The sequence below is a fragment of the Burkholderia sola genome, from assembly GCF_905400185.1.
Taxonomy (GTDB): domain Bacteria; phylum Pseudomonadota; class Gammaproteobacteria; order Burkholderiales; family Burkholderiaceae; genus Burkholderia; species Burkholderia sola.
Window position 1 is genome coordinate 1,239,301 of the sequence record NZ_FR989677.1, and the last position, 19,506, is coordinate 1,258,806.

Sequence of the window (19,506 nt, forward strand, 5' to 3'; positions counted from 1 at the left end):
CCCGCTCCCATCCGACTGGAGAACGCCTCATGCTGCTCATCGTCCTTGCCTATCTCGGCGGCGTGCTCACGATCCTGAGCCCGTGCATCCTGCCCGTGCTGCCGTTCGTATTCGCGCGCGCCGACCAGCCGTTCGTGCGCACCGGCCTGCCGCTGCTCGCCGGCATGGCGCTCACGTTCGCCGTCGTCGCGACGCTCGCCGCCGTCGGCGGCGGCTGGGTCGCGCAGGCCAACCAGGCCGGCCGCTGGATCGCGATCGTGCTGCTCGCCGTGTTCGGCCTGACGCTGCTGATGCCGCGTTTCGCGGAGCACCTGACGCGCCCGCTCGTCTCCGTCGGCAACCGGCTCACCGGCTTCGCGCAACGCGACGGCCGCCCGGCCGGCCCGGCGTCGTCGCTGCTGCTCGGCGTCGCGACGGGCCTGCTGTGGGCGCCGTGCGCGGGCCCGATCCTCGGCCTCGTGCTGACCGGCGCCGCGCTGCGCGGCGCGAGCGTCGGCACGACGCTGCTGCTCGTCGCATATGCGGCCGGCGCGGCGACGTCGCTCGGCGTCGCGCTCGTGATCGGCGGCAAGGTGTTCGCCGCGATGAAGCGCTCGCTCGGTGCCGGCGAATGGATCCGCCGCGGGATCGGCGCGGCGCTCCTGGCCGGCGTCGGCGCGATCGCGCTCGGCCTCGATACCGGCGCCCTCGCGCAACTGTCGACGGTCACCACGGGCGGGCTCGAAACGAAGCTCGTCGACCGCCTCGGCGGCCGCTCGAACGGCGCGCCGGCGGCACCGGCGGCACCGGCGGCACCGGCTGCGACCGCCGCTACCGACGACGCGACGGGCGGCGCGATGATGGCCGCCGCAGCCGATGGCGCACCGGCCGGCGGCGGTGCGATGGCCGGCAGCGCGATGATGCGCGCGGCCGGCGCCACCGCGTCCGCGCTGCCGGTCGAAGGCACGCTGCCGTCGCTCGACGGCGCGGTGCAGTGGCTGAACTCGCCGCCGCTGACGGCGGCCGGGCTGCGCGGCAAGGTCGTGCTGGTCGATTTCTGGACGTATTCGTGCATCAACTGCCTGCGCACGCTGCCGTACACGACTGCGTGGGCACGCAAGTACGCGTCGTACGGGCTCGTCGTGATCGGCGTCCACGCGCCGGAATTCGCGTTCGAGCGCGACATCGGCAACGTGAAGAAGGCCGTGCACGACCTCGGCATCGACTACCCGGTCGCGATCGACAACGGCTATTCGATCTGGCGCGCGTTCAACAACGAATACTGGCCCGCGCACTACTTCATCGATGCGCAAGGGCGGATCCGCCATCACCACTTCGGCGAAGGCGAATACGCGCAGTCGGAACGCGCGATCCAGTCGCTGCTCGCCGAAGCCGGCCACCCGGACGCGCTGAACGTGCCGCTCGGCCTCGCCGGCGCGCCCGCGAAGGGTGCGCTCGCGGCGGCCGACAGCGCGGACGTCCGCTCACCCGAAACCTATGTCGGCTATGCGCGCGCGGAAAGCTTCGCGTCGCCGGGCGGCGTCGTGCGCGATGCGGCGCACCGCTACGACGCGCCGGCCGGCCCGGATCTGAACGGCTGGGGCCTCGCGGGCACGTGGAACGTCGGCGCCGAGCACGCGTCGCTGGCCGCGCCGGATGGCCGGATCGTCTACCGCTTCCATGCACGCGACCTGCACCTGGTGCTCGGCCCGGGCACGAGCGGCCGGCCCGTGCGCTTTCGCGTGACGCTCGACGGCGCCGCGCCCGGCGCCGCGCATGGCACGGATGTCGACGCGCAGGGCTACGGCACCGTCACCGGCCAGCGCCTGTACCAGCTCGTCCGGCAGACCGGCACGATCGCCGACCGCACGTTCGCGATCGAGTTTCTCGATCCGGGGGTCGATGCGTACGCATTCACTTTCGGCTGATCGCGCGCGCTACCGCCATCCGGGCGCCGCTTTTCCCAACGCATTCCGAAGGAGCAAAACATGAACCCGATCCCTATCCGCGATGCCGCCGGACGCCGGCGCGCCGCCATGCTGCGCCGCATCGGCGCCATCGCCGTCGCGGCGGCCGCCGTGTTCGGCTACCAGCGCATCGTCCATTCCGCCGAGCCGATGCGCACCGTGCCCGCGCCGACGCTCGACGAAACGCCCGGCGCGTCGCACGACGAGACGGCCGTGTTCGCCGGCGGCTGCTTCTGGGGCGTGCAAGGCGTGTTCGAGCACGTGAAGGGCGTGAAGCAGGTGACCGCCGGCTACGCGGGCGGCGCGTCCGAAACCGCGCACTACGCGCTCGTCGGCTCGGAGCTCACGGGGCACGCGGAATCGGTACGCATCGTCTACGACCCGACCCAGGTCACGTACGGCCGGCTGCTGCAGGTGTTCTTCTCGGTCGCGCACGATCCGACGGAGCTGAATCGGCAGGGCCCCGACGAAGGGTCGCAGTACCGCTCCGCGATCTTCCCGACCACCGCGCAGCAACGCACGGTCGCGACCGCGTACATCGCGCAGCTCGGCGGCGCGCATGTGTTTGCGGCGCCCGTCGTCACGCGTGTCGAAGCCTACAAGGGCTTCTATCCGGCCGAGGCCTATCATCAGAACTACCTCGAACTGCACCCCGACGCGCCGTATATCGCGTTCAACGACCTGCCGAAGGTCGCCGGGCTGAAGCAGCGCTTCCCGGCGCTGTACCGCGCCGACCCGGTGCTATGGCGCGAAGCCCGCTTATGATTCGTTCATGAATCGCTTGCGACCGTCTGCTCGCGGCATGACGGGGTTGCCGCCCGTCGCCCGGCAGAGCCGCCGGCACCACGCACCAGCGGCGTCCCGTTTGCGCCGGATCAACGAACCGGCGGACGCGATGCCGGGGCAAACCCGCATCGCATCCGCCGCGATCGGCAACTTCGCGTAGACTCTCCTGATTCCCGCCGCTTCTTGCGGCGTTCGACATTCAGTCCCGCCAGGAGGCGTCACGCATGCGCGCAGTGCCTTTGCCTGACAGCAACACCCTCGAAGAACCGTCCACCGGCGCGGTCGTGCGCGACCTGCGCCGCGTGCCCATTCACCCGGATCACTGGTACCCGCTCGCGTGGTCGCGCGAGCTCAAGCGCGGCAAGACGCTCGGCGTGCGCTTCGCCGGCGATCCGATCGTGCTCGTGCGCACCGAATCGGGCGCCGTGTATGCGCTCGAAGATCGTTGCGCGCACCGCCAGGTGCCGCTGCACGCGGGCGTCGTGAGCGGCGAAACGCTGCGCTGCTGCTATCACGGCTGGACCTACGCGTGCGACAGCGGCCGCTGCGTCGACGTGCCCTACCTCGGCCGCGAGCGCTTGCCCAACGGCGTGCGCGCGTATCCGTGCCGCGAAGCGCATGGGCTGATCTTCGTGTTCCCGGGCGACGCGACGCTCGCCGACGAACGGCCGTTCCCCGCGCTCGAATCCGCGGACAATCCCGCGTACAAGACGCGCCGCTTCGGCCGCGAGGTCAAGTGCCACTACTCGTTCATGCACGAGAACCTGATGGACATGAACCATCAGTTCCTGCATCGCAAGCAGATGGGGCAGATGCGCGCGCGCTCCGTGGGCCGCCGCCGCGGCGACGACTGGGTCGAGGTCGACTACACGTTCGCGCGGATGGAAGGCAAGCAGCCGGTCGGCGAGGCGCTCGTGTTCGGCGCGAGCAAGAAGCCGGCCGACCAGTCCGACAAGAGCGTGATGACGGTGCGCACCGGCTACCCGTACCAGACGCTGCAGATCCGCTCGAGCGAAGGCACGCTCGTGATGGACCTGTGGATCGTCTACGTGCCGCTCGACGCCGAACAGCGCACCAACCGCACGTTCGGGCTGCTGTCGATCCACAAGCCCGGCATCCCGTTCGCGCTCGATCTCGCGTGGCCGCTGCTCGTGTGGTTCACCGAGCGGATCTTCCGCGAGGATCGCTGGATCGTCGAGCGCGAGCAGGAAGCGCACGACGCCCAAGGCGCCGACTGGAACCACGAGGTGTTTCCGGTCATCAACGAGCTGCGCGACCTGCTGCGCCAGTGCGGCGCACGCACCGTGATCCCGATCCGCGACGCGCGCGACAGCGCGTGACATGACGCATGCGACGCGCGGCGGCTCGCCGCCGCGCGTGTCGTTACAGCGTGAACGCGCCCGGCAGCAATGCGCGGGCCGTCGTGACCTCGACGGCCCCTTTCAGGTTCGCGAGGATCACCTCGATATCGGGCTTGCCGATCTCGATGATCACCTGACGACATGCGCCGCACGGCGCGATCGGGCCGTCCGTGTCGCCGACGACCGCGAGCCGCGCGAAATCCCCCGGCCGATGGCCGGCGGCGATCGCCGCGAACAGCGCCGTACGTTCCGCGCAATTGCACAGTCCGTACGACGCGTTCTCGACGTTGCAGCCGTGGAACACCGTGCCGTCGCACGCCAGCAGCGCCGCGCCGACCTTGAAGCGCGAATACGGCGCATACGCGCGTTCGCGCGCCGCCTTCGCCTGTTCGATCAGTTCGTCTCGTTCCATCGTGGTGATGCCTCCGGGAGCAGGGTCAGCCGATCTGCTGGTAAAGGGTCGGCGGCGCTTCGCCGGTCTCGCCGAGCACGTAGCTGTGGCGCACGGCGTCCGCCGCGTGGGCCGCGGCCGCTTCGTCGCGGGCATGCACGAAACCGAGCGGCTCGCCCGCCTCGATGCGCTGCCCGATCTCTGCAAGCGCCGTCAAGCCGACGCTGACGTCGATCGCGTCCTCCGCGCGCGTGCGGCCGCCGCCGAGCGCGACCACCGCCAGCCCGAGCGCGCGGCAATCGACGCGCTGCACCACGCCGCTCGCGGGTGCCGCCACCGGCACGATCACGGCCGCCCGCGCCAGATGCCGCGCGGGCGCGTCGATCAGGTCGGCCGGGCCGCCGAGCGCGACGACCATCCGCGCGAAACGCTCGGCCGCCGCGCCGGAATCAAGCGCCTGCTGCAGCTTCTCGCGTGCGTGGGTGGCATCGCGCGCCAGCCCGCCGGTCACGAGCAATTCGGCCGACAGCGCCATCGTCACGTCGTGCAGACGCGCGGGACGCGACTTGCCCGTCAGGTAGTCGATCGCGCACGCCACTTCGAGCGCATTGCCCGCGCACGGCGCGAGCGACTGGTTCATGTCGGTGAGGATCGCGGTCGTCTTCATGCCGGCGCCGTTGCCGACGTCGACGATGCTGCGCGCCAGTTCCGCCGATTTCTCCGCGGTCGGCATGAACGCGCCGGAGCCGACCTTGACGTCCATCACGAGCCCGTCGAGCCCTGCCGCGAGTTTCTTCGACAGGATCGACGCGGTGATCATCGCGACCGATTCGACGGTCGCCGTCACGTCGCGGATCGCATAGATGCGCTTGTCGGCCGGCGCGAGCCGCGCGGTCTGCCCGATGATCGCGACGCCGACCTCGCGCACCGTGCGGCGAAACGCGTCCGTCTCGGGCATCACGTCGTAACCGGGAATCGCGCTGAGCTTGTCGAGCGTGCCGCCGGTGTGTCCGAGCCCGCGCCCCGAAATCATCGGCACGTAGCCGCCGCACGCGGCGACCATCGGCCCGAGCATCAGCGACACGACATCGCCGACGCCGCCCGTCGAATGCTTGTCGATCACCGGCCCGCCGAGATCGAGCGCGCGCCAGTCGAGCACGTCGCCCGAATCGCGCTGCGCGAGCGTCAGCGCGACGCGTTCGTCGGTGCTCAGGTCGTTGAAATACACGGCCATCGCGAACGCGGCCACCTGGCCCTCGGTCACGCTGCCGTCGGTCACGCCGCGCACGAACGCGGCCATCCCGTCGCGATCGAGCGGCTGCCCGTCGCGCTTCCTGCGAATGAATTCCTGCGGTAGAAACATCGTTGCCTCGCCTTGATCGGTCGGAGTCTGCTGCACGGTTCAATGCAGCGAGAAAAACAGCCCGGCAATCGCCGCGCTCATCAGGTTCGACAGCGTCGCGGCCGTCAGCGCGCGCAAGCCGAGCCGCGCGACGTCCGAGCGGCGCTCCGGTGCGACCGCGCTGAAGCCGCCCGCGAGAATCGCGATCGACGAGAAGTTCGCGAAACCGCACAGCGCGAACGACACGATCGCGAGCGTCTTCGGGTCGAGCACCTGCAGGCCGGCCGCCGCCGCATGCGCGCCGCCCTTCAGGTACGGCGACAGGTCGCCATACGCGACGAATTCGTTGAAGATCAGCTTCTCGCCGATGAAGTTGCCGGCCAGCGTCGCATCGTGCCACGGCACGCCGATGATCCACGCGAGCGGCGCGAACAGGTGGCCGATGATGCCGACCAGCGTGACCTGCGGAAAGCCCGCGAACGCGGCCGCGCCGCCGACGATCAGGTTCATCAGCGCGATCAGCCCGACGAACGCGATCAGCATCGCGCCGACGTTGATCGCGATGCGCAGGCCGACCGACGCGCCGGATGCAGCCGCCTCGATCACGTTGGCGGCGCGCTTGTCGTCGAAATCGAGGCCGTCGACCACCACGCGGCTCGGCTCGACGGTCGGAAACAGCAGCTTGCCGAACAGCAGCCCGCCCGGCACCGCCATGAACGACGCGGCGAGCAGGTACTCCATCTTCACCCCGAGGCCGGCATAGCCGACCAGCACCGAGCCCGCGACCGACGCCATCCCGCTCGCCATCACCGTGAAGATCTCGGCGCTCGTCATGTTGCGCACGAACGGCTTCACGAGCGCGGGCATCTCGCTCTGCCCGAGGAAGATCGTCGCGACGGCCGAGCACGCCTCGATGCGGCTCACGCCCAGCACTTTCGCGAGCCCCGCGCCGAGAATCGCGACGATCCACTTCATCACGCCGATGTAGTACAGCACCGAGATCAGCGCGGTGACGAAGATGATCATCGGCAGCACGCGCAGGCCGAATACGAACCCGCCATCGCCGAACAACTGGAACATCCGCGCGTCGACGAGCCCGCCGAACACGAACGCGATGCCGTGATTGCCCATGTCGAGCACGCGATTGACGCCGTTCGCGGCCGCGGCCAGCGCTGCGCGGCCGGACGGCACGAACAGCACGAGCGCGCCGATCGCGAACTGCGTGAGCAGCGCGGCGATCATGGTCCGCGCGCTGACCGCGCGGCGGTTGTTCGACAGTAGATACGCGACCAGCAACAGAAACAGCATACCGAGGAGACTGCGCAGAATATCCACCTTTGTGCTCCTTTCTCACTATTTGAACTGTCCGGCGGGCGGCCCGTGCCCGCGACCCGCGTGATCGGGTGGGTGGATGTTACTCGCTCGATATGCACGCCCGCAACGTCGCCAAAATCGCCGCGATCAATGGCATCGCTCGTTTCTGTTTTCGTCTTCGAGAACTTGATCAGTTGTTCTATCTACGCCGCTAAAACACGCGCGGGGCGTGCCGTCAGAACGGACACGCCCCGCGCGACACGCATCGTTCAACCCGCGCGCTCGACCGGATGCGGCTCGCGCAGCCGGTTCGCGATCCGCGCGGCCTCGTAGTAGCCAGCCGCCGGCGGACGTTTCAGATAGCGGCCCGCGCCACGCACCGCGCGCAAGTCGCCGTCGGCCCATGCGAGTGCGCCGCGCGTGAGCGTGTGCGTCGCGACGCCCTGCACCGTCATCCCCTCGAACACGTTGAAGTCGACCTGCTGGTGATGCGTCTTCACCGAGATCGTCTTGGTCGCGGCCGGGTCCCACACGACGAGATCGGCGTCGGCGCCGACCTGCACCGCGCCCTTGCGCGGATACAGATTGAAAATCTGCGCGGCATTGGTCGACGTGATCCGCACGAACTCGTTCGGCGTGATGCGGCCGTGATTCACGCCGTGATGCCACAGCACCGACATGCGATCCTCGACGCCGCCGCAGCCGTTCGGGATCTTCGTGAAATCCTCGCGGCCCATCGCCTTCTGCGATGCGCAGAATACGCAGTGATCGGTCGCCGTCGTATGCAGCTGCCCCGACTGCAGCCCGCGCCACAGCGCCTCGCGATGCTCGGCCGAGCGGAACGGCGGGCTCATCACGTGGGCCGCCGCGCGCGTCCAGTCCGGATCGCGATAGACGGCCTCGTCGATGACCAGATGCCCCGGTAGCACTTCACCGAACACGCGCAGCCCTTCGCTACGCGCGCGCGTGATCACGTCCACCGCGTCCTTCGCCGACACGTGCACGATATACACCGGCACGCCAAGCACCTGCGCGATGCGGATCGCGCGGTTCGCGGCCTCGCCTTCCACCTCGGGCGGCCGCGATAGCGGATGCGCCTCCGGCCCCGTGATCCCGCGCGCAAGCAGCGCCTTTTGCAGCTGGAACACGAGCTCGCCATTCTCCGCGTGCACGGTCGGCAGCGCGCCGAGTTCGAGCGAACGCGTGAAGCTGTTCACGAGCACCTCGTCGTCGGCCATGATCGCGTTCTTGTACGCCATGAAGTGCTTGAAGCTCGACACGCCATGCTCGCGCACGAGCGTGCCCATGTCGCGGTGCACGCTCTCATCCCACCACGTCACGGCCACGTGAAAACCGTAATCGGAAGCCGCCTTCTCGGCCCAGCCGCGCCATGCGCGGAACGCCTCCATCAGCGGCTGCTTCGGGCTCGGAATCACGAAGTCGATGATGCTCGTCGTGCCGCCCGACAGCCCGGCCGCCGTGCCCGAATAGAAATCGTCGCTCGCGGTCGTGCCCATGAACGGCAGTTCCATGTGCGTATGCGGATCGATGCCGCCCGGCATCACGTACTGGTCGTGCGCGTCGACGACGGTTGCGCCGGCCGGCGCGTCGATCCGCTCCGCAATCTGCAGGATCGTGCCGCCGTCCTGCGGGTCCGCGCAGAGCACGTCCGCGCGATAGGAGCGGTCCGCATCGACCACGGTGCCGCCACGAATCAGGATTGCCATGTCGTTGCCTCCTCGTTGACTGTCGGGTGCCGCATGCCGCGCGCGAGTCGCCTCCGGCTCGCGCGTCATGCGCTCGCGATCTGCGCGCGCGGTCCGGCGCGCCACTTCATCCAGGTGCCGTACACGCCGGACGCCAGCACGAGGCCGACGAACCACGCGTACGTGTAAAGCGTGTTGAAGAACGCCGGCACGTTCGGAAACGACGCCGGAAACGCCGTATGCACGAAGCCCGGCAGGTTCGGCAGCACGCCGACCGCGAGCGCGACGAGCGCGGCCGGGTTCCAGCCGCGCGCATAGCTGAAGCCGCCGCGCTCGTCGAACAGCGCGCGCGTGTCGAGCTGCGTGCCGCGAATCAGGAAATAGTCGACCATCAGGATGCCCGCGACCGGCCCGAGCAGCGCCGAATAGCCGACGAGCCAGGTGAAGATATAGCCGTCCGTCGTCGCGAGGATCTTCCACGGCATCATCACGATCGCGATCGTCGCGGTGATCATCCCGCCCGTGCGGTACGAGATCGCCTTCGGCCACAGGCTCGAAAAATCGTAAGCAGGACCGACCAGGTTCGCCGCGAGGTTGCAGCACATCGTGTCGAGCGTGAGGATCACGAGCGCGATGCCCACGCCGATGCCGGTCATCCGGCTCGTCAGGTCGATCGGATCCCAGATCGCATTGCCGTAGATCACGACGGTCGCCGACGTGACGACGACCGACACCACCGACAGCAGCGCCATCGGCAGCGGCAGCCCGATCGACTGACCGATCATCTGGTCGCGCTGCGAATGCGCGAAGCGCGTGAAATCAGGAATGTTCAGCGCAAGCGTCGCCCAGAAGCCGACCATCGCGGTCAGGCCCGGCCAGAAGGTCGCCCAGAACAGCCCGGCCTTCTTGCCGCCCGCCGCGAACTGCGACGGCGCCGACAGCATCGAGCCGAACCCGCCCGCCTTCGACGTCGCCCACCACACGAGCGCCACGCACATCACGACCTTGATCGGCGCGGACCAGCTTTCGAGCCAGCGGATCGAATCGGTGCCGTGCCAGATGAAGTACAGCTGCAACACCCAGAACACGAGAAAGCACGCGAGTTGCCCGAACGAGATGCCGACGAGCGGCAGCGTCGCGCCGTGCAACGCGTTGCCGGTCAGGATGTTCAGCAGCGTGTAGATCGCGCTGCCGCCGAGCCAGGTCTGGATCCCGTACCAGCCGCATGCGACGATCGCGCGCAGCAACGCCGGCAGCTTCGCGCCCTGCGTGCCGAACGACGCGCGCACGAGCACCGCGTACGGAATCCCGTGCTTCGCGCCCGCATGGCCGATCAGCAGCATCGGCACGAGCACGATCAGGTTGCCGAGCAGTACCGTCATCACCGCCTGCCACGGCGACATGCCTTCCTGGATCAGCCCGGCCGCGAGCATGTACGACGCGATGTTCATCACCATCCCGACCCACAGCGCCGCGAAGTGGTACCACTTCCACGTGCGCTGCGCCGGCGTCGTCGGCGCGAGGTCGTCGTTGTACAGGCTGCCGCCGTGCGCCGCGGCGCTGTCGGGATCGGCGGGAATCGCTGCGTGATTCATCGAACACACTCCACGAAAACGTCAACGCCGGCATCGTGCGATGCCGGCCCGGGTGGAACGAAAGGCGGCGGTGCAGGATGCCCCGCATCGCCGGACGCCGGTCAGGCAGCCTGCTTCGCGTGCTTCTCGGGCGCCGCGGCGCCTGCACTCGGCCCCGCCTCCGCGCTCGCCGGATTGTTCGGATGCGTGGTCCAGTTCGCGTAGTCGCCCGCGTCGACGCGCTCCATCGTGATGCATTGCTCGACCGGACACACATGCATGCAAAGATTGCACCCGACGCACGCCGAATCGATCACTTCGAAGTGCCGCACGCCGTCCTTCGTCGCCGTGATCGCCTGATGCGACGTGTCCTCGCACGCGATATGGCACAGCCCGCACTGGATGCAGCGATCCTGGTCGATGCGCGCCTTGATGTCGTACTTCAGGTTCAGGTATTTCCAGTCCGTCACGTTCGGCACCGCGCGGCCGCGGATGTCGTCGAGCGTCGCGTAGCCCTTCTCGTCCATCCAGTTCGACAAGCCGTCGGCGAGATCCGACACGATCCGGAAGCCGTAATGCATCGCGGCGGTGCACACCTGCACGCTGCCGGCGCCGAGCACCATGAACTCGGCCGCGTCGCGCCACGACGAGATGCCGCCGATGCCCGAGATCGGCAGGTTCGGCGTTTCCGGATCGCGCGCGATCTCCGCGACCATGTTCAGCGCGATCGGCTTGACCGCCGGCCCGCAATAGCCGCCGTGCGTGCCCTTGCCGTCGACGGTCGGCATCGGCGCCATCTGGTCGAGATCGACCGCGACGATCGAGTTGATCGTGTTGATCAGCGACACGCCGTCCGCGCCGCCCTTGTATGCGGCGCGCGAGCCCATCCGGATGTCGCTGATGTTCGGCGTGAGCTTCACGAGGCACGGCAGCTTCGTGCCTTCCTTCACCCAGCGCGTGACCATCTCCACGTATTCGGGCACTTGCCCGACCGCCGCGCCCATCCCGCGCTCGCTCATCCCGTGCGGACAGCCGAAGTTGAGTTCGACCGCGTCGGCGCCGGTATCCTCGACGAGCGGCAGAATCCATTTCCAGTCGCGCTCGTTGCACGGCACCATCAGCGACACGATCAGCGCGCGGTCCGGCCAGTCGCGCTTCACCTGCGCGATTTCTCTCAGGTTCACGTCGAGCGGACGGTCGGTGATCAGCTCGATGTTGTTCAGCCCCGCGATGCGCTGGCCGTTCCACTGCACCGCGCCGTAGCGCGAACTGACGTTGACGACGTGCGGATCGAGCCCGAGCGTCTTCCAGACGACGCCGCCCCAGCCCGCCTCGAACGCGCGATTGACGTTGTAGGCCTTGTCGGTCGGCGGCGCGGACGCCAGCCAGAAGGGATTCGGAGAAGTAATGCCTGCGATGGTGCAGCGGAGATCGGCCATGTTCGGCTCCGTGAGAAGGGGGTCGTGTTCGGTGTGCGTGCGGTGCGTCGCGCGTTCAGGCCGCCTTCGCGTCGCGCGCCGCGAGCGTCGCGTCGATCGACGCGGCCGCGCGCTTGCCGTCCTGCACGGCCTGCACCGTGAGGTCGATGCCGCCCGTCGCCGCGCAGTCGCCGCCGGCCCATACGTCCGGCAGCGCCGTGCGCCCGTCCGCATCGACCGCGATACGCGAACCGTCCGCGGTCAGCAATTCCGCCGCGACGCCGTCCGGCACGAGCATCTGGCCGATCGCCTTCAGCACCATGTCCGCGTCGACGCTGAAACGCTCCCCCGACGCGGCCTCGAATTCGACGCCCGTGACCTGCCCGTCCGTACCTGCGATACGCACCGGCTTCGCGTGCGTGACGAGCGTGACGCCGCTCTTCTGCGCGAACTCGCGCTCAGCCCACGTCGCGCTCATCGCATCCACGCCGCGCCGGTACACCATCGTCACGCGCTCGGCGCCGAGCTTGCGGCTCTGCACCGCCGCATCGATCGCCGTGTTGCCGCCGCCGATCACGACCACGCGCCGCCCGACCGGCACGTTCTCCAACCCGTCCGCCTGCCGCACCTGCTCGATGAAATCGACCGCGTTCATCACACCGCCCAGTTGCTCGCCGTCGATCGCGAGCGTGCGCACACCGCCGAGGCCCATCGCGAGAAATACCGCGTCATGCTGTTCGCGCAATGCGTCGAGCGTGACGTCGCGTCCGAGCGCCATACCCGTTTCCAGCGTGATGCCGCCCACCGACAGCAGCCATTCGACTTCGCGTTGCGCGAAATCGTCGACGGTCTTGTACGCGGCGATCCCGTATTCGTTGAGGCCACCGGCCTTCGGCCGCGCGTCGAACAGTGTGACGCGGTGCCCGGCGAGCGCGAGCCGGTGCGCACAGGCGAGCCCGGCCGGCCCAGCGCCGACCACCGCCACGTGGCGGCCCGTCTCGGGCGCGCGCCGGAACTGAACTGCGCCGGTCTCCATCGCCCAGTCGGTCGCGTGCCGCTGCAACGCGCCGATCGCGACCGGCTGTGCATCCTGATGGTTGCGCACGCAAGCGCTTTCGCACAGGATCTCGGTCGGGCACACGCGGGCGCACATCCCGCCGAGCGGATTCGCGGACAGGATGTCCATCGCCGCGCCTTTCAGGTTGCCGTTGCCGATCTTGCGGATGAAGCTCGGGATGTCGATCTGCGTCGGGCACGCGTGCACGCACGGCGCGTCGTAGCAGTAGTGGCAGCGGCTGGCGGCAGCCGCCGCCGCGGTCGGATCGAGCAGCGGTGCGATATCGGCGAATTCGCACGAGAGTTGCGTGGACGACAGGCGATGCGCGGCGATATCGCCGGTTGGCTGGGTGGTCATACGCGTTCCTTCGACTGGGTGGAGACAAAGCCGTCCCCGCCGGCTGCGAATGCACAGTCGGGGCGGTCATGCTTAGGAATGCTACGGTCGAACTGTGCGCGGTCTACTGGCCGCGCTATACCCGATCCGTCATGAAGCCGGCTCGCACGCACGCGACAGCATCGCGTGCAGCAGCACGTTCGCGCCGGCCTCGATCCATGCGGGCGTCGCGTCCTCGATCTCGTTGTGGCTGATGCCGTCGATACATGGCACGAACACCATCGACGTCGGCGCGACCTGCGCCAGATAGCACGCGTCGTGGCCCGCCCCCGACACGATGTCGCGATGCGAGTAGCCGAAGCGGTCGGCCGCATCACGCACGGCCGCCACGCAGGCGGGGTCGAACGCGACCGGCTTGTAGTAGAAAATCTGCTCGAGTTCGGTGTCGAGCCCGATGTCGCCCGCGATGCGCGCGACGCCGTCGCGCAGCGCCGCGTCCATCTTCGCGAGCACGGCATCGTCCGGATGACGGAAATCGACGGTGAAGAACACGCGGCCGGGAATCACGTTGCGCGAGTTCGGGTGGACCTGCATCATGCCGACCGTCGCGCAGCCGAACGGCGCATGATCGAGGCCGATCCGGTTGACGAGATCGACTACCCGCGACGCGCCGAGCAGCGCGTCGCGGCGGCGCGGCATCGGCGTCGGTCCCGCGTGCGCTTCCTGGCCAGTGAACGTGATCTCGTACCAGCGCTGTCCCTGCGCGTCGGTCACGACGCCGATCGTCTTGCACTCCGCTTCGAGAATCGGCCCCTGCTCGATATGCAGCTCGAACGCCGCGTGCAGCTTGCGCCCGCCGCACGGCACGTCGCCCGCGTAGCCGATGCGCGCGAGCTCCTCGCCGATCGTCTTGCCGTCGACGTCCTTGCGCGATAGCCCGTAGTCGAGCGTGAACACGCCCGCGAACACGCCCGACGCGACCATCGCCGGCGCGAAGCGCGAACCCTCTTCGTTGGTCCAGATCACGACCTCGACCGGATGCTCGGTCTCGATGCCGTGATCGTTCAGACTGCGAATCACCTCGAGGCCGCCGAGCACGCCGTAGATGCCGTCGAAACGCCCGCCGGTGGGCTGCGAATCCGCGTGCGAGCCCGTGACGACCGGCGCCGCGTCGGCCACGCGGCCCGCGCGGCGCATGAACACGTTGCCCATCGTATCGACCGTCACCGTGCAGCCAGCGGCCTTCGCCCAGCCGACGATCAGGTCACGGCCAGCCTTGTCGAGATCGGTCAGCGCGAGACGGCACACACCGCCCTTCGGGGTCGCACCGATTTTCGCGACTTCCATCAGGCTGTCCCACAACCGCCTGCCATCGACCTTGATCGACGTGTCGAAAGCTGCCCGTTTCACTGTTTCCGATACCGCGTTCATTCGTATCGCTCCTGTGGGGTCGGTGATGTCGTCGGCCCGGTCTGTGCCGGTGCATGTGAGACCTGTTTCGGGGCACGCCGCCCAGATGCCGTGCATGCCCTGTCGGTTCGCGAAACGCGTTAAATCCTGTCCGATTGGACAGGTTTTAGACGATCAAAATGACCAGCGCAACGTCTTTCTTGCGCGACGCACCGGAGCGAGAAACGTGCCATCGCAACGCAGCATCGCCGCGGCGTGGCGGCATCCATCTGCGTGCGCGCGACGCGAATCAGCGGCTAGAATGAAGCCCAACGCGGCATGGCCGCCGCGCGAGGGTAACGATGAGACATGACGAGGCGACGATCGAAGCCACCGACCGGGACGAAGCGCCGGCGCCTTTGCGGCGACGCAAGGCGCACATCCGCGAGTCCAACGAAGCGCATCTGCTCGCGTGCGCGGAGGCCGTATTCGCGGAACGCGGGCTCGCCGGCGCGAGCACCGCGATGATCGCGGAGCGCGCGGGTCTGCCGAAGGCGAATGTGCACTACTACTTCCCGACCAAGCTCGCGCTGTACCGCCGTGTGCTCGACGACCTGTTCGAGGACTGGCATCGCGCGGCCGGCTCGTTCGAGGCCGGCGACGATCCGGTCGAGGCGATCGGCGGCTACGTGCGCGCGAAGATGGCGCTGTCGCAGCGACGCCCGCTCGGCTCGAAGGTGTGGGCCAACGAGATCATCCACGGCGCGGAGCACATGCAGGACATCCTGTCGCAACGCGTGAAGCCGTGGTTCGACACCCGCGTGAAGGTGATCGAAGGCTGGATCGCACGCGGGCTGCTTGCGCCGATCGACCCGCATGCACTGATGTACCTGATCTGGGCGACCACGCAGCACTACGCGGATTTCGATGCGCAGATTCGCGCGCTGAGCGGCAAGCGCGCGTTCACGAAGAAGGCGTTCGACGAAAAGACCGAGCAGGTCGTGCAGCTCGTGATTCGTGCGTGCGGCGCGGTGTCGCCGAACGCGAAGCCGTAGCGCGACACGACGATCCGCCGAATAAAAACGGGCGGCGCGCACCACACGGGATGTCCCGTGCGATACGCGCCGCCCGTGATGCCGCGAGCGTGCGAGCGTGCGAGCGTGCGATGCGATGCGATGCGTTACGCGATGTATTACGCGACCCGCTCGATCGCAACCGCCGTCGCTTCGCCGCCGCCGATGCACAGCGAGGCGATGCCGCGCGTCAGGCCGTACGTTTCGAGCGCGGCCAGCAGCGTCACCATCACGCGCGCGCCCGATGCGCCGATCGGATGCCCGAGCGCGCACGCGCCGCCGTGCACGTTCACCTTCTCGTGCGGCAGGTCGAGGTCGCGCATCGCGGCCATCGGCACCACCGCGAACGCTTCGTTGATCTCGAACAGATCGACGTCGCGCAGGCTCCAGCCGGTTTTCTCCGACAGCTTGCGCAGCGCGCCGATCGGCGCGGTCGCGAACAGGCCGGGCTTGTCCGCATAGGTCGAATGCCCGACGATCACGGCCTTCGGCGTGAGGCCGAGGCGCTCGGCTTCCGAGCGGCGCATCATCACGAGCGCGGCCGCGCCGTCCGAGATCGACGAGGCGTTCGCGGCCGTCACCGTGCCGCCGTCGCGGAACGCGGGCTTCAGTGTCGGGATCTTGTCGAGTTTCGCCTTGCCCGGCTGCTCGTCGATCGACACGACGCTTTCCGTCTTGCCCGCCTTCACGGCCACCGGCGCGATCTCCGACACGAAATGCCCTTCCGCGATCGCGCGCTGCGCGCGCGTCAGCGACGCAATCGCGAACGCATCCTGCGCTTCGCGCGTGAACTGGTAAGCCTGCGCGCAATCCTCGGCGAACGTGCCCATCAGGCGGCCTTTTTCATACGCATCCTCGAGCCCGTCGAGGAACATGTGGTCGAGCACCTGCCCGTGCCCCATTCGCATGCCCGCGCGCGCCTTCGGCAGCAGGTACGGCGCATTCGTCATGCTCTCCATCCCGCCCGCCACGGCCACGCCCGCCGAACCCGCCAGCAGCAGGTCGTGCGCGAACATCGCCGCCTTCATCCCGGAACCGCACATCTTGTTGACCGTGGTCGCGCCCGCCGCGAGCGGCAGCCCAGCCTTCAGCGCGGCCTGGCGCGCGGGCGCCTGACCCTGGCCGGCCGGCAGCACGCAGCCGAACACGATTTCATCGATGCGTTCGGCCGGCACGTTCGCGCGCTCGAGCGCCGCGCGAATCGCCACCGCGCCGAGGTCGCTGGCGCTGGCCGCCGCCAGGTCGCCCTGAAAACCACCCATCGGCGTGCGCGCCGCGCCCACGATTACGATCGGATCCTGAGTCGTCATGATTCGCTTCCTCCAGTGTCAGCGCGGTGCCATGCGCAACGCGCCATCGAGACGGATGACTTCGCCGTTCAGCATCGTGTTCTCGGCGATGTGGCGCACCAGCGCCGCAAATTCTTCCGGGCGGCCGAGCCGCGGCGGAAACGGCACGCTCTTGCCGAGCGCGTCCTGCACGTCCTGCGGCATGCCGGCCATCATCGGCGTCGCGAAGATGCCGGGCGCGACCGTCACGACGCGAATGCCGAAGCGCGCGAGCTCGCGTGCGATCGGCAACGTCATGCCGACCACGCCGCTCTTCGACGCCGCATACGCGGCCTGTCCGATCTGCCCGTCGAACGCCGCGACCGACGCGGTGTTGACGATCACCCCGCGCTCGCCTTCCGCGTCAGCGTCCTGCTTCGACATCGCTTCGGCGGCCAGCCGGATCATGTTGAACGTGCCGACCAGGTTGATCGATACCGCCCGTGCGAAGCGGTCGAGCGAATGCGGGCCGTCGCGGCCGACGACCTTCTCGCCCGGTGCGACGCCCGCGCAATTGACGAGCGCATCGACGCGGCCGAACGTGTCGCGTGCTGCCGCGACGGCCGCCTGACCGTCGGCTTCACTCGTCACGTCGGTCTTCACGAAGCGCGCGGCCGCGCCGAGTTCGTTGGCGAGACTCGCTCCCGCCTCGTCGTTGACGTCCAGCAGCACGGCCTTGCCGCCTTGCGCAACGACCATGCGCGCCACCGCGGCGCCGAGGCCGGAACCGGCGCCCGTAATCAGAAAAACGCGATCCTTGATATTCATTGGCAGTCCATATTCAGGGTTGAGCGGCCTTCTCGGCTTCCATCTTGCGCAACACGAAGCGCTGGATCTTGCCGCTCGGGGTTTTCGGCAGCGCGTCGACGAAGTCGATCGCGCGCGGATAAGCGTGAGCGGACAGCCGCCGCTTCACGTGCAGACTCAATTCCTCGGCCAGTTCGGGCGTGCCGTCGAACCCTTTCGACAGGACGACGAACGCCTTCACGATTTCCGTGCGCTCCGGGTCGGGCACGCCGATCACGGCGGCCTCGCTGACGGCCGGATGCTCGATCAGCGCGCTCTCCACGTCGAACGGGCCGATCCGGTAACCGGACGACGTGATCACGTCGTCCGCGCGGCCGATGAAGCTCACGGCGCCGTCCGGCTCCAGCTCGACGTTGTCGCCGGTCCGGTAGTAACCGCCCGCGATCGCCGGCGTGTCCTGCTGCCAGTAGCCGCGGAACCACAGCAGCGGCGAGCGCCCGATGTCGATCGCGAGGTTGCCGGGCTCGCCGGGGCCGAGCTCGCGGCCCGCTTCGTCGAGCACCGCGACGCGATAGCCCGGCATCGCGAAGCCGGCTGAACCGACGTGCACCACGTGCGCGAGGCCGTGATGGTTGTTCACGACCATTCCGAGCTCGGTCTGGCCGTAGTGATCGTGGATCGGCGCACCGAGCGCCGCGTGGAACCAGCGCACGACTTCCGGATTCAGCGGTTCGCCCGCGCTGCTCACCACGCGCAGCTGGCCCTTCATGCGCGCGGCCGCTTCCGGCCCGGCCGCCATCAGCATCCGGAACGCGGTTGGCGAACCCGCGAGGCTCGTGATGCCGAGCCGTTCGATCACGTCATACGTGCTGTCGACCGTGAAGCTGCCCTCGTAGAGCGTCGTCGCATGGCCGAGGAGGAGCGGGCCGGTGATCGCGTAATAGAGGCCGTACGCCCAGCCCGGGTCGGCGATATTCCAGAACCGGTCAGTGGGGCGCAGATCGACCGCTTCGCGCATGTACGCGCCGAACGCAAGCAGCGCGTACAGCGGCACCGGCACGCCCTTCGGCAAGCCCGTCGTGCCCGACGTCGACATCATCATGAACAGGTCCGACCCCTTGCGCGGCACGGGCTCGAACGTATCGGACCGCGCGTCGAGCGCCGCGCGGAAATCGATGTCGTGCGCCGACAGCGTCTCGCCTGCTTCGCGCACCGTCGCCACTGGCGGGCACTCGGCAATTTCGTCGAGCTTCGCGCGATTCGCGACGTTGGTCACGATCAGCCGCGCATCGCTCATGCGCAATCGGTGCTCGATCGCCTTCGGGCCGAACGCGGTGAACAGCGGCTGATACACGGCGCCCGCGCGCCACGTGCCGAGGATCGTCGCGACGAGTTCCGGCGTGCGCGGCAGCAGCCCGGCCACCACGTCGCCCGGCTTCACGCCCTGCGCAACGAGCAGGTTCGCGACCCGGGCCGAGAGCGCCTGCATCTGCGCGAACGTGAAGCGATGGTGCTGCCCGCCGGCGTCGATCCAGTCGAGTGCGATAGCGTCCGACTTCGCGTGCCGGTCGCAGCATTCGATGCACGCGTTCAGGCCGCGCTCCAGGTCGCCGCTCAGTTGCGCGGCGGCGGTCTCGATACTGAATCGGGCCACGGCGTCGGCGTAAGCCGGCACCGCCCGGGCGGTAGCTCCTTCTGGCATGCGTGTCTCCTGTGCGTTATGGCCGCCGGCGAGCCA

At 68.6% G+C, this 19,506-nt stretch carries 15 protein-coding genes; 4 read left to right on the forward strand and 11 right to left on the reverse strand.

Features of this window, described 5'->3' with window-relative positions; genetic code table 11:
- The first annotated feature begins 29 nt into the window (after positions 1–29).
- The 3 genes from KR541_RS35535 (at position 30) to KR541_RS35545 (ending at position 4,072) form a co-directional block, all read left to right on the forward strand.
- Positions 30–1,907 carry a cytochrome c biogenesis protein DipZ gene (locus KR541_RS35535; RefSeq protein ID WP_216090202.1) on the forward strand — a complete coding sequence of 626 codons (1,878 nt, stop codon included), beginning with the start codon at positions 30–32 and terminating at the stop codon, positions 1,905–1,907.
- Positions 1,908–1,967: 60 nt separating this feature from the next.
- On the forward strand, positions 1,968–2,711 hold the full coding sequence (gene msrA / locus KR541_RS35540; RefSeq protein WP_216090203.1) for a peptide-methionine (S)-S-oxide reductase MsrA: 744 nt from the start codon (positions 1,968–1,970) through the stop codon (positions 2,709–2,711).
- A 245-nt stretch (positions 2,712–2,956) separates the two neighbouring features.
- Positions 2,957–4,072 (forward strand): aromatic ring-hydroxylating oxygenase subunit alpha, encoded by a 1,116-nt coding sequence (locus KR541_RS35545; RefSeq protein ID WP_050016159.1) that lies wholly within the window; start codon positions 2,957–2,959, stop codon positions 4,070–4,072.
- A 43-nt stretch (positions 4,073–4,115) separates the two neighbouring features.
- Here KR541_RS35545 and KR541_RS35550 read toward each other — a convergent pair whose 3' ends face one another.
- From KR541_RS35550 to KR541_RS35585, 8 genes are all read right to left on the reverse strand, one after another.
- Complete coding sequence (locus tag KR541_RS35550; protein WP_216090204.1) at positions 4,116–4,505, reverse strand: cytidine deaminase; 390 nt, start codon at positions 4,503–4,505, stop codon at positions 4,116–4,118.
- Between the two features lie 25 nt (positions 4,506–4,530).
- Positions 4,531–5,847: a thymidine phosphorylase gene (gene deoA / locus KR541_RS35555; protein WP_124557663.1), complete on the reverse strand. Its 1,317-nt coding sequence runs from the start codon at positions 5,845–5,847 to the stop codon at positions 4,531–4,533.
- Positions 5,848–5,886: 39 nt separating this feature from the next.
- Positions 5,887–7,161, reverse strand: coding sequence for a NupC/NupG family nucleoside CNT transporter (locus KR541_RS35560; protein ID WP_027786234.1), 1,275 nt, complete (start codon positions 7,159–7,161; stop codon positions 5,887–5,889).
- A gap of 248 nt (positions 7,162–7,409) precedes the next feature.
- Positions 7,410–8,867 carry a dihydropyrimidinase gene (hydA, locus tag KR541_RS35565; RefSeq protein WP_124557664.1) on the reverse strand — a complete coding sequence of 486 codons (1,458 nt, stop codon included), beginning with the start codon at positions 8,865–8,867 and terminating at the stop codon, positions 7,410–7,412.
- A 65-nt stretch (positions 8,868–8,932) separates the two neighbouring features.
- A complete protein-coding gene (locus KR541_RS35570) occupies positions 8,933–10,441 on the reverse strand; it encodes an NCS1 family nucleobase:cation symporter-1 (protein WP_216090205.1) in 1,509 nt (502 codons plus the stop codon).
- Between the two features lie 101 nt (positions 10,442–10,542).
- Positions 10,543–11,859 (reverse strand): NAD-dependent dihydropyrimidine dehydrogenase subunit PreA, encoded by a 1,317-nt coding sequence (preA, locus tag KR541_RS35575; protein WP_050016169.1) that lies wholly within the window; start codon positions 11,857–11,859, stop codon positions 10,543–10,545.
- Positions 11,860–11,914: 55 nt separating this feature from the next.
- On the reverse strand, positions 11,915–13,252 hold the full coding sequence (locus KR541_RS35580; RefSeq protein WP_216090206.1) for an NAD(P)-dependent oxidoreductase: 1,338 nt from the start codon (positions 13,250–13,252) through the stop codon (positions 11,915–11,917).
- Between the two features lie 129 nt (positions 13,253–13,381).
- Positions 13,382–14,662 (reverse strand): Zn-dependent hydrolase, encoded by a 1,281-nt coding sequence (locus tag KR541_RS35585; RefSeq protein ID WP_050016174.1) that lies wholly within the window; start codon positions 14,660–14,662, stop codon positions 13,382–13,384.
- A 320-nt stretch (positions 14,663–14,982) separates the two neighbouring features.
- On the opposite strand from KR541_RS35585, the gene KR541_RS35590 reads away from it, so the two are divergent.
- Positions 14,983–15,675, forward strand: a complete 693-nt coding sequence (locus KR541_RS35590) for a TetR/AcrR family transcriptional regulator (protein ID WP_089490206.1) — start codon at positions 14,983–14,985, stop codon at positions 15,673–15,675.
- A 137-nt stretch (positions 15,676–15,812) separates the two neighbouring features.
- On the opposite strand, the gene KR541_RS35595 is transcribed toward KR541_RS35590, so the two are convergent.
- The 3 genes from KR541_RS35595 to KR541_RS35605 are packed head-to-tail and all read right to left on the reverse strand — an operon-like array spanning position 15,813 to position 19,470.
- On the reverse strand, positions 15,813–17,003 hold the full coding sequence (locus tag KR541_RS35595; RefSeq protein ID WP_089490205.1) for an acetyl-CoA C-acyltransferase: 1,191 nt from the start codon (positions 17,001–17,003) through the stop codon (positions 15,813–15,815).
- A gap of 18 nt (positions 17,004–17,021) precedes the next feature.
- Positions 17,022–17,789 carry a 3-hydroxyacyl-CoA dehydrogenase gene (locus KR541_RS35600; protein ID WP_050016180.1) on the reverse strand — a complete coding sequence of 256 codons (768 nt, stop codon included), beginning with the start codon at positions 17,787–17,789 and terminating at the stop codon, positions 17,022–17,024.
- 13 nt (positions 17,790–17,802) lie between these two features.
- Positions 17,803–19,470, reverse strand: coding sequence for an acyl-CoA synthetase (locus KR541_RS35605; RefSeq protein ID WP_089490204.1), 1,668 nt, complete (start codon positions 19,468–19,470; stop codon positions 17,803–17,805).
- Positions 19,471–19,506: the final 36 nt, after the last annotated feature.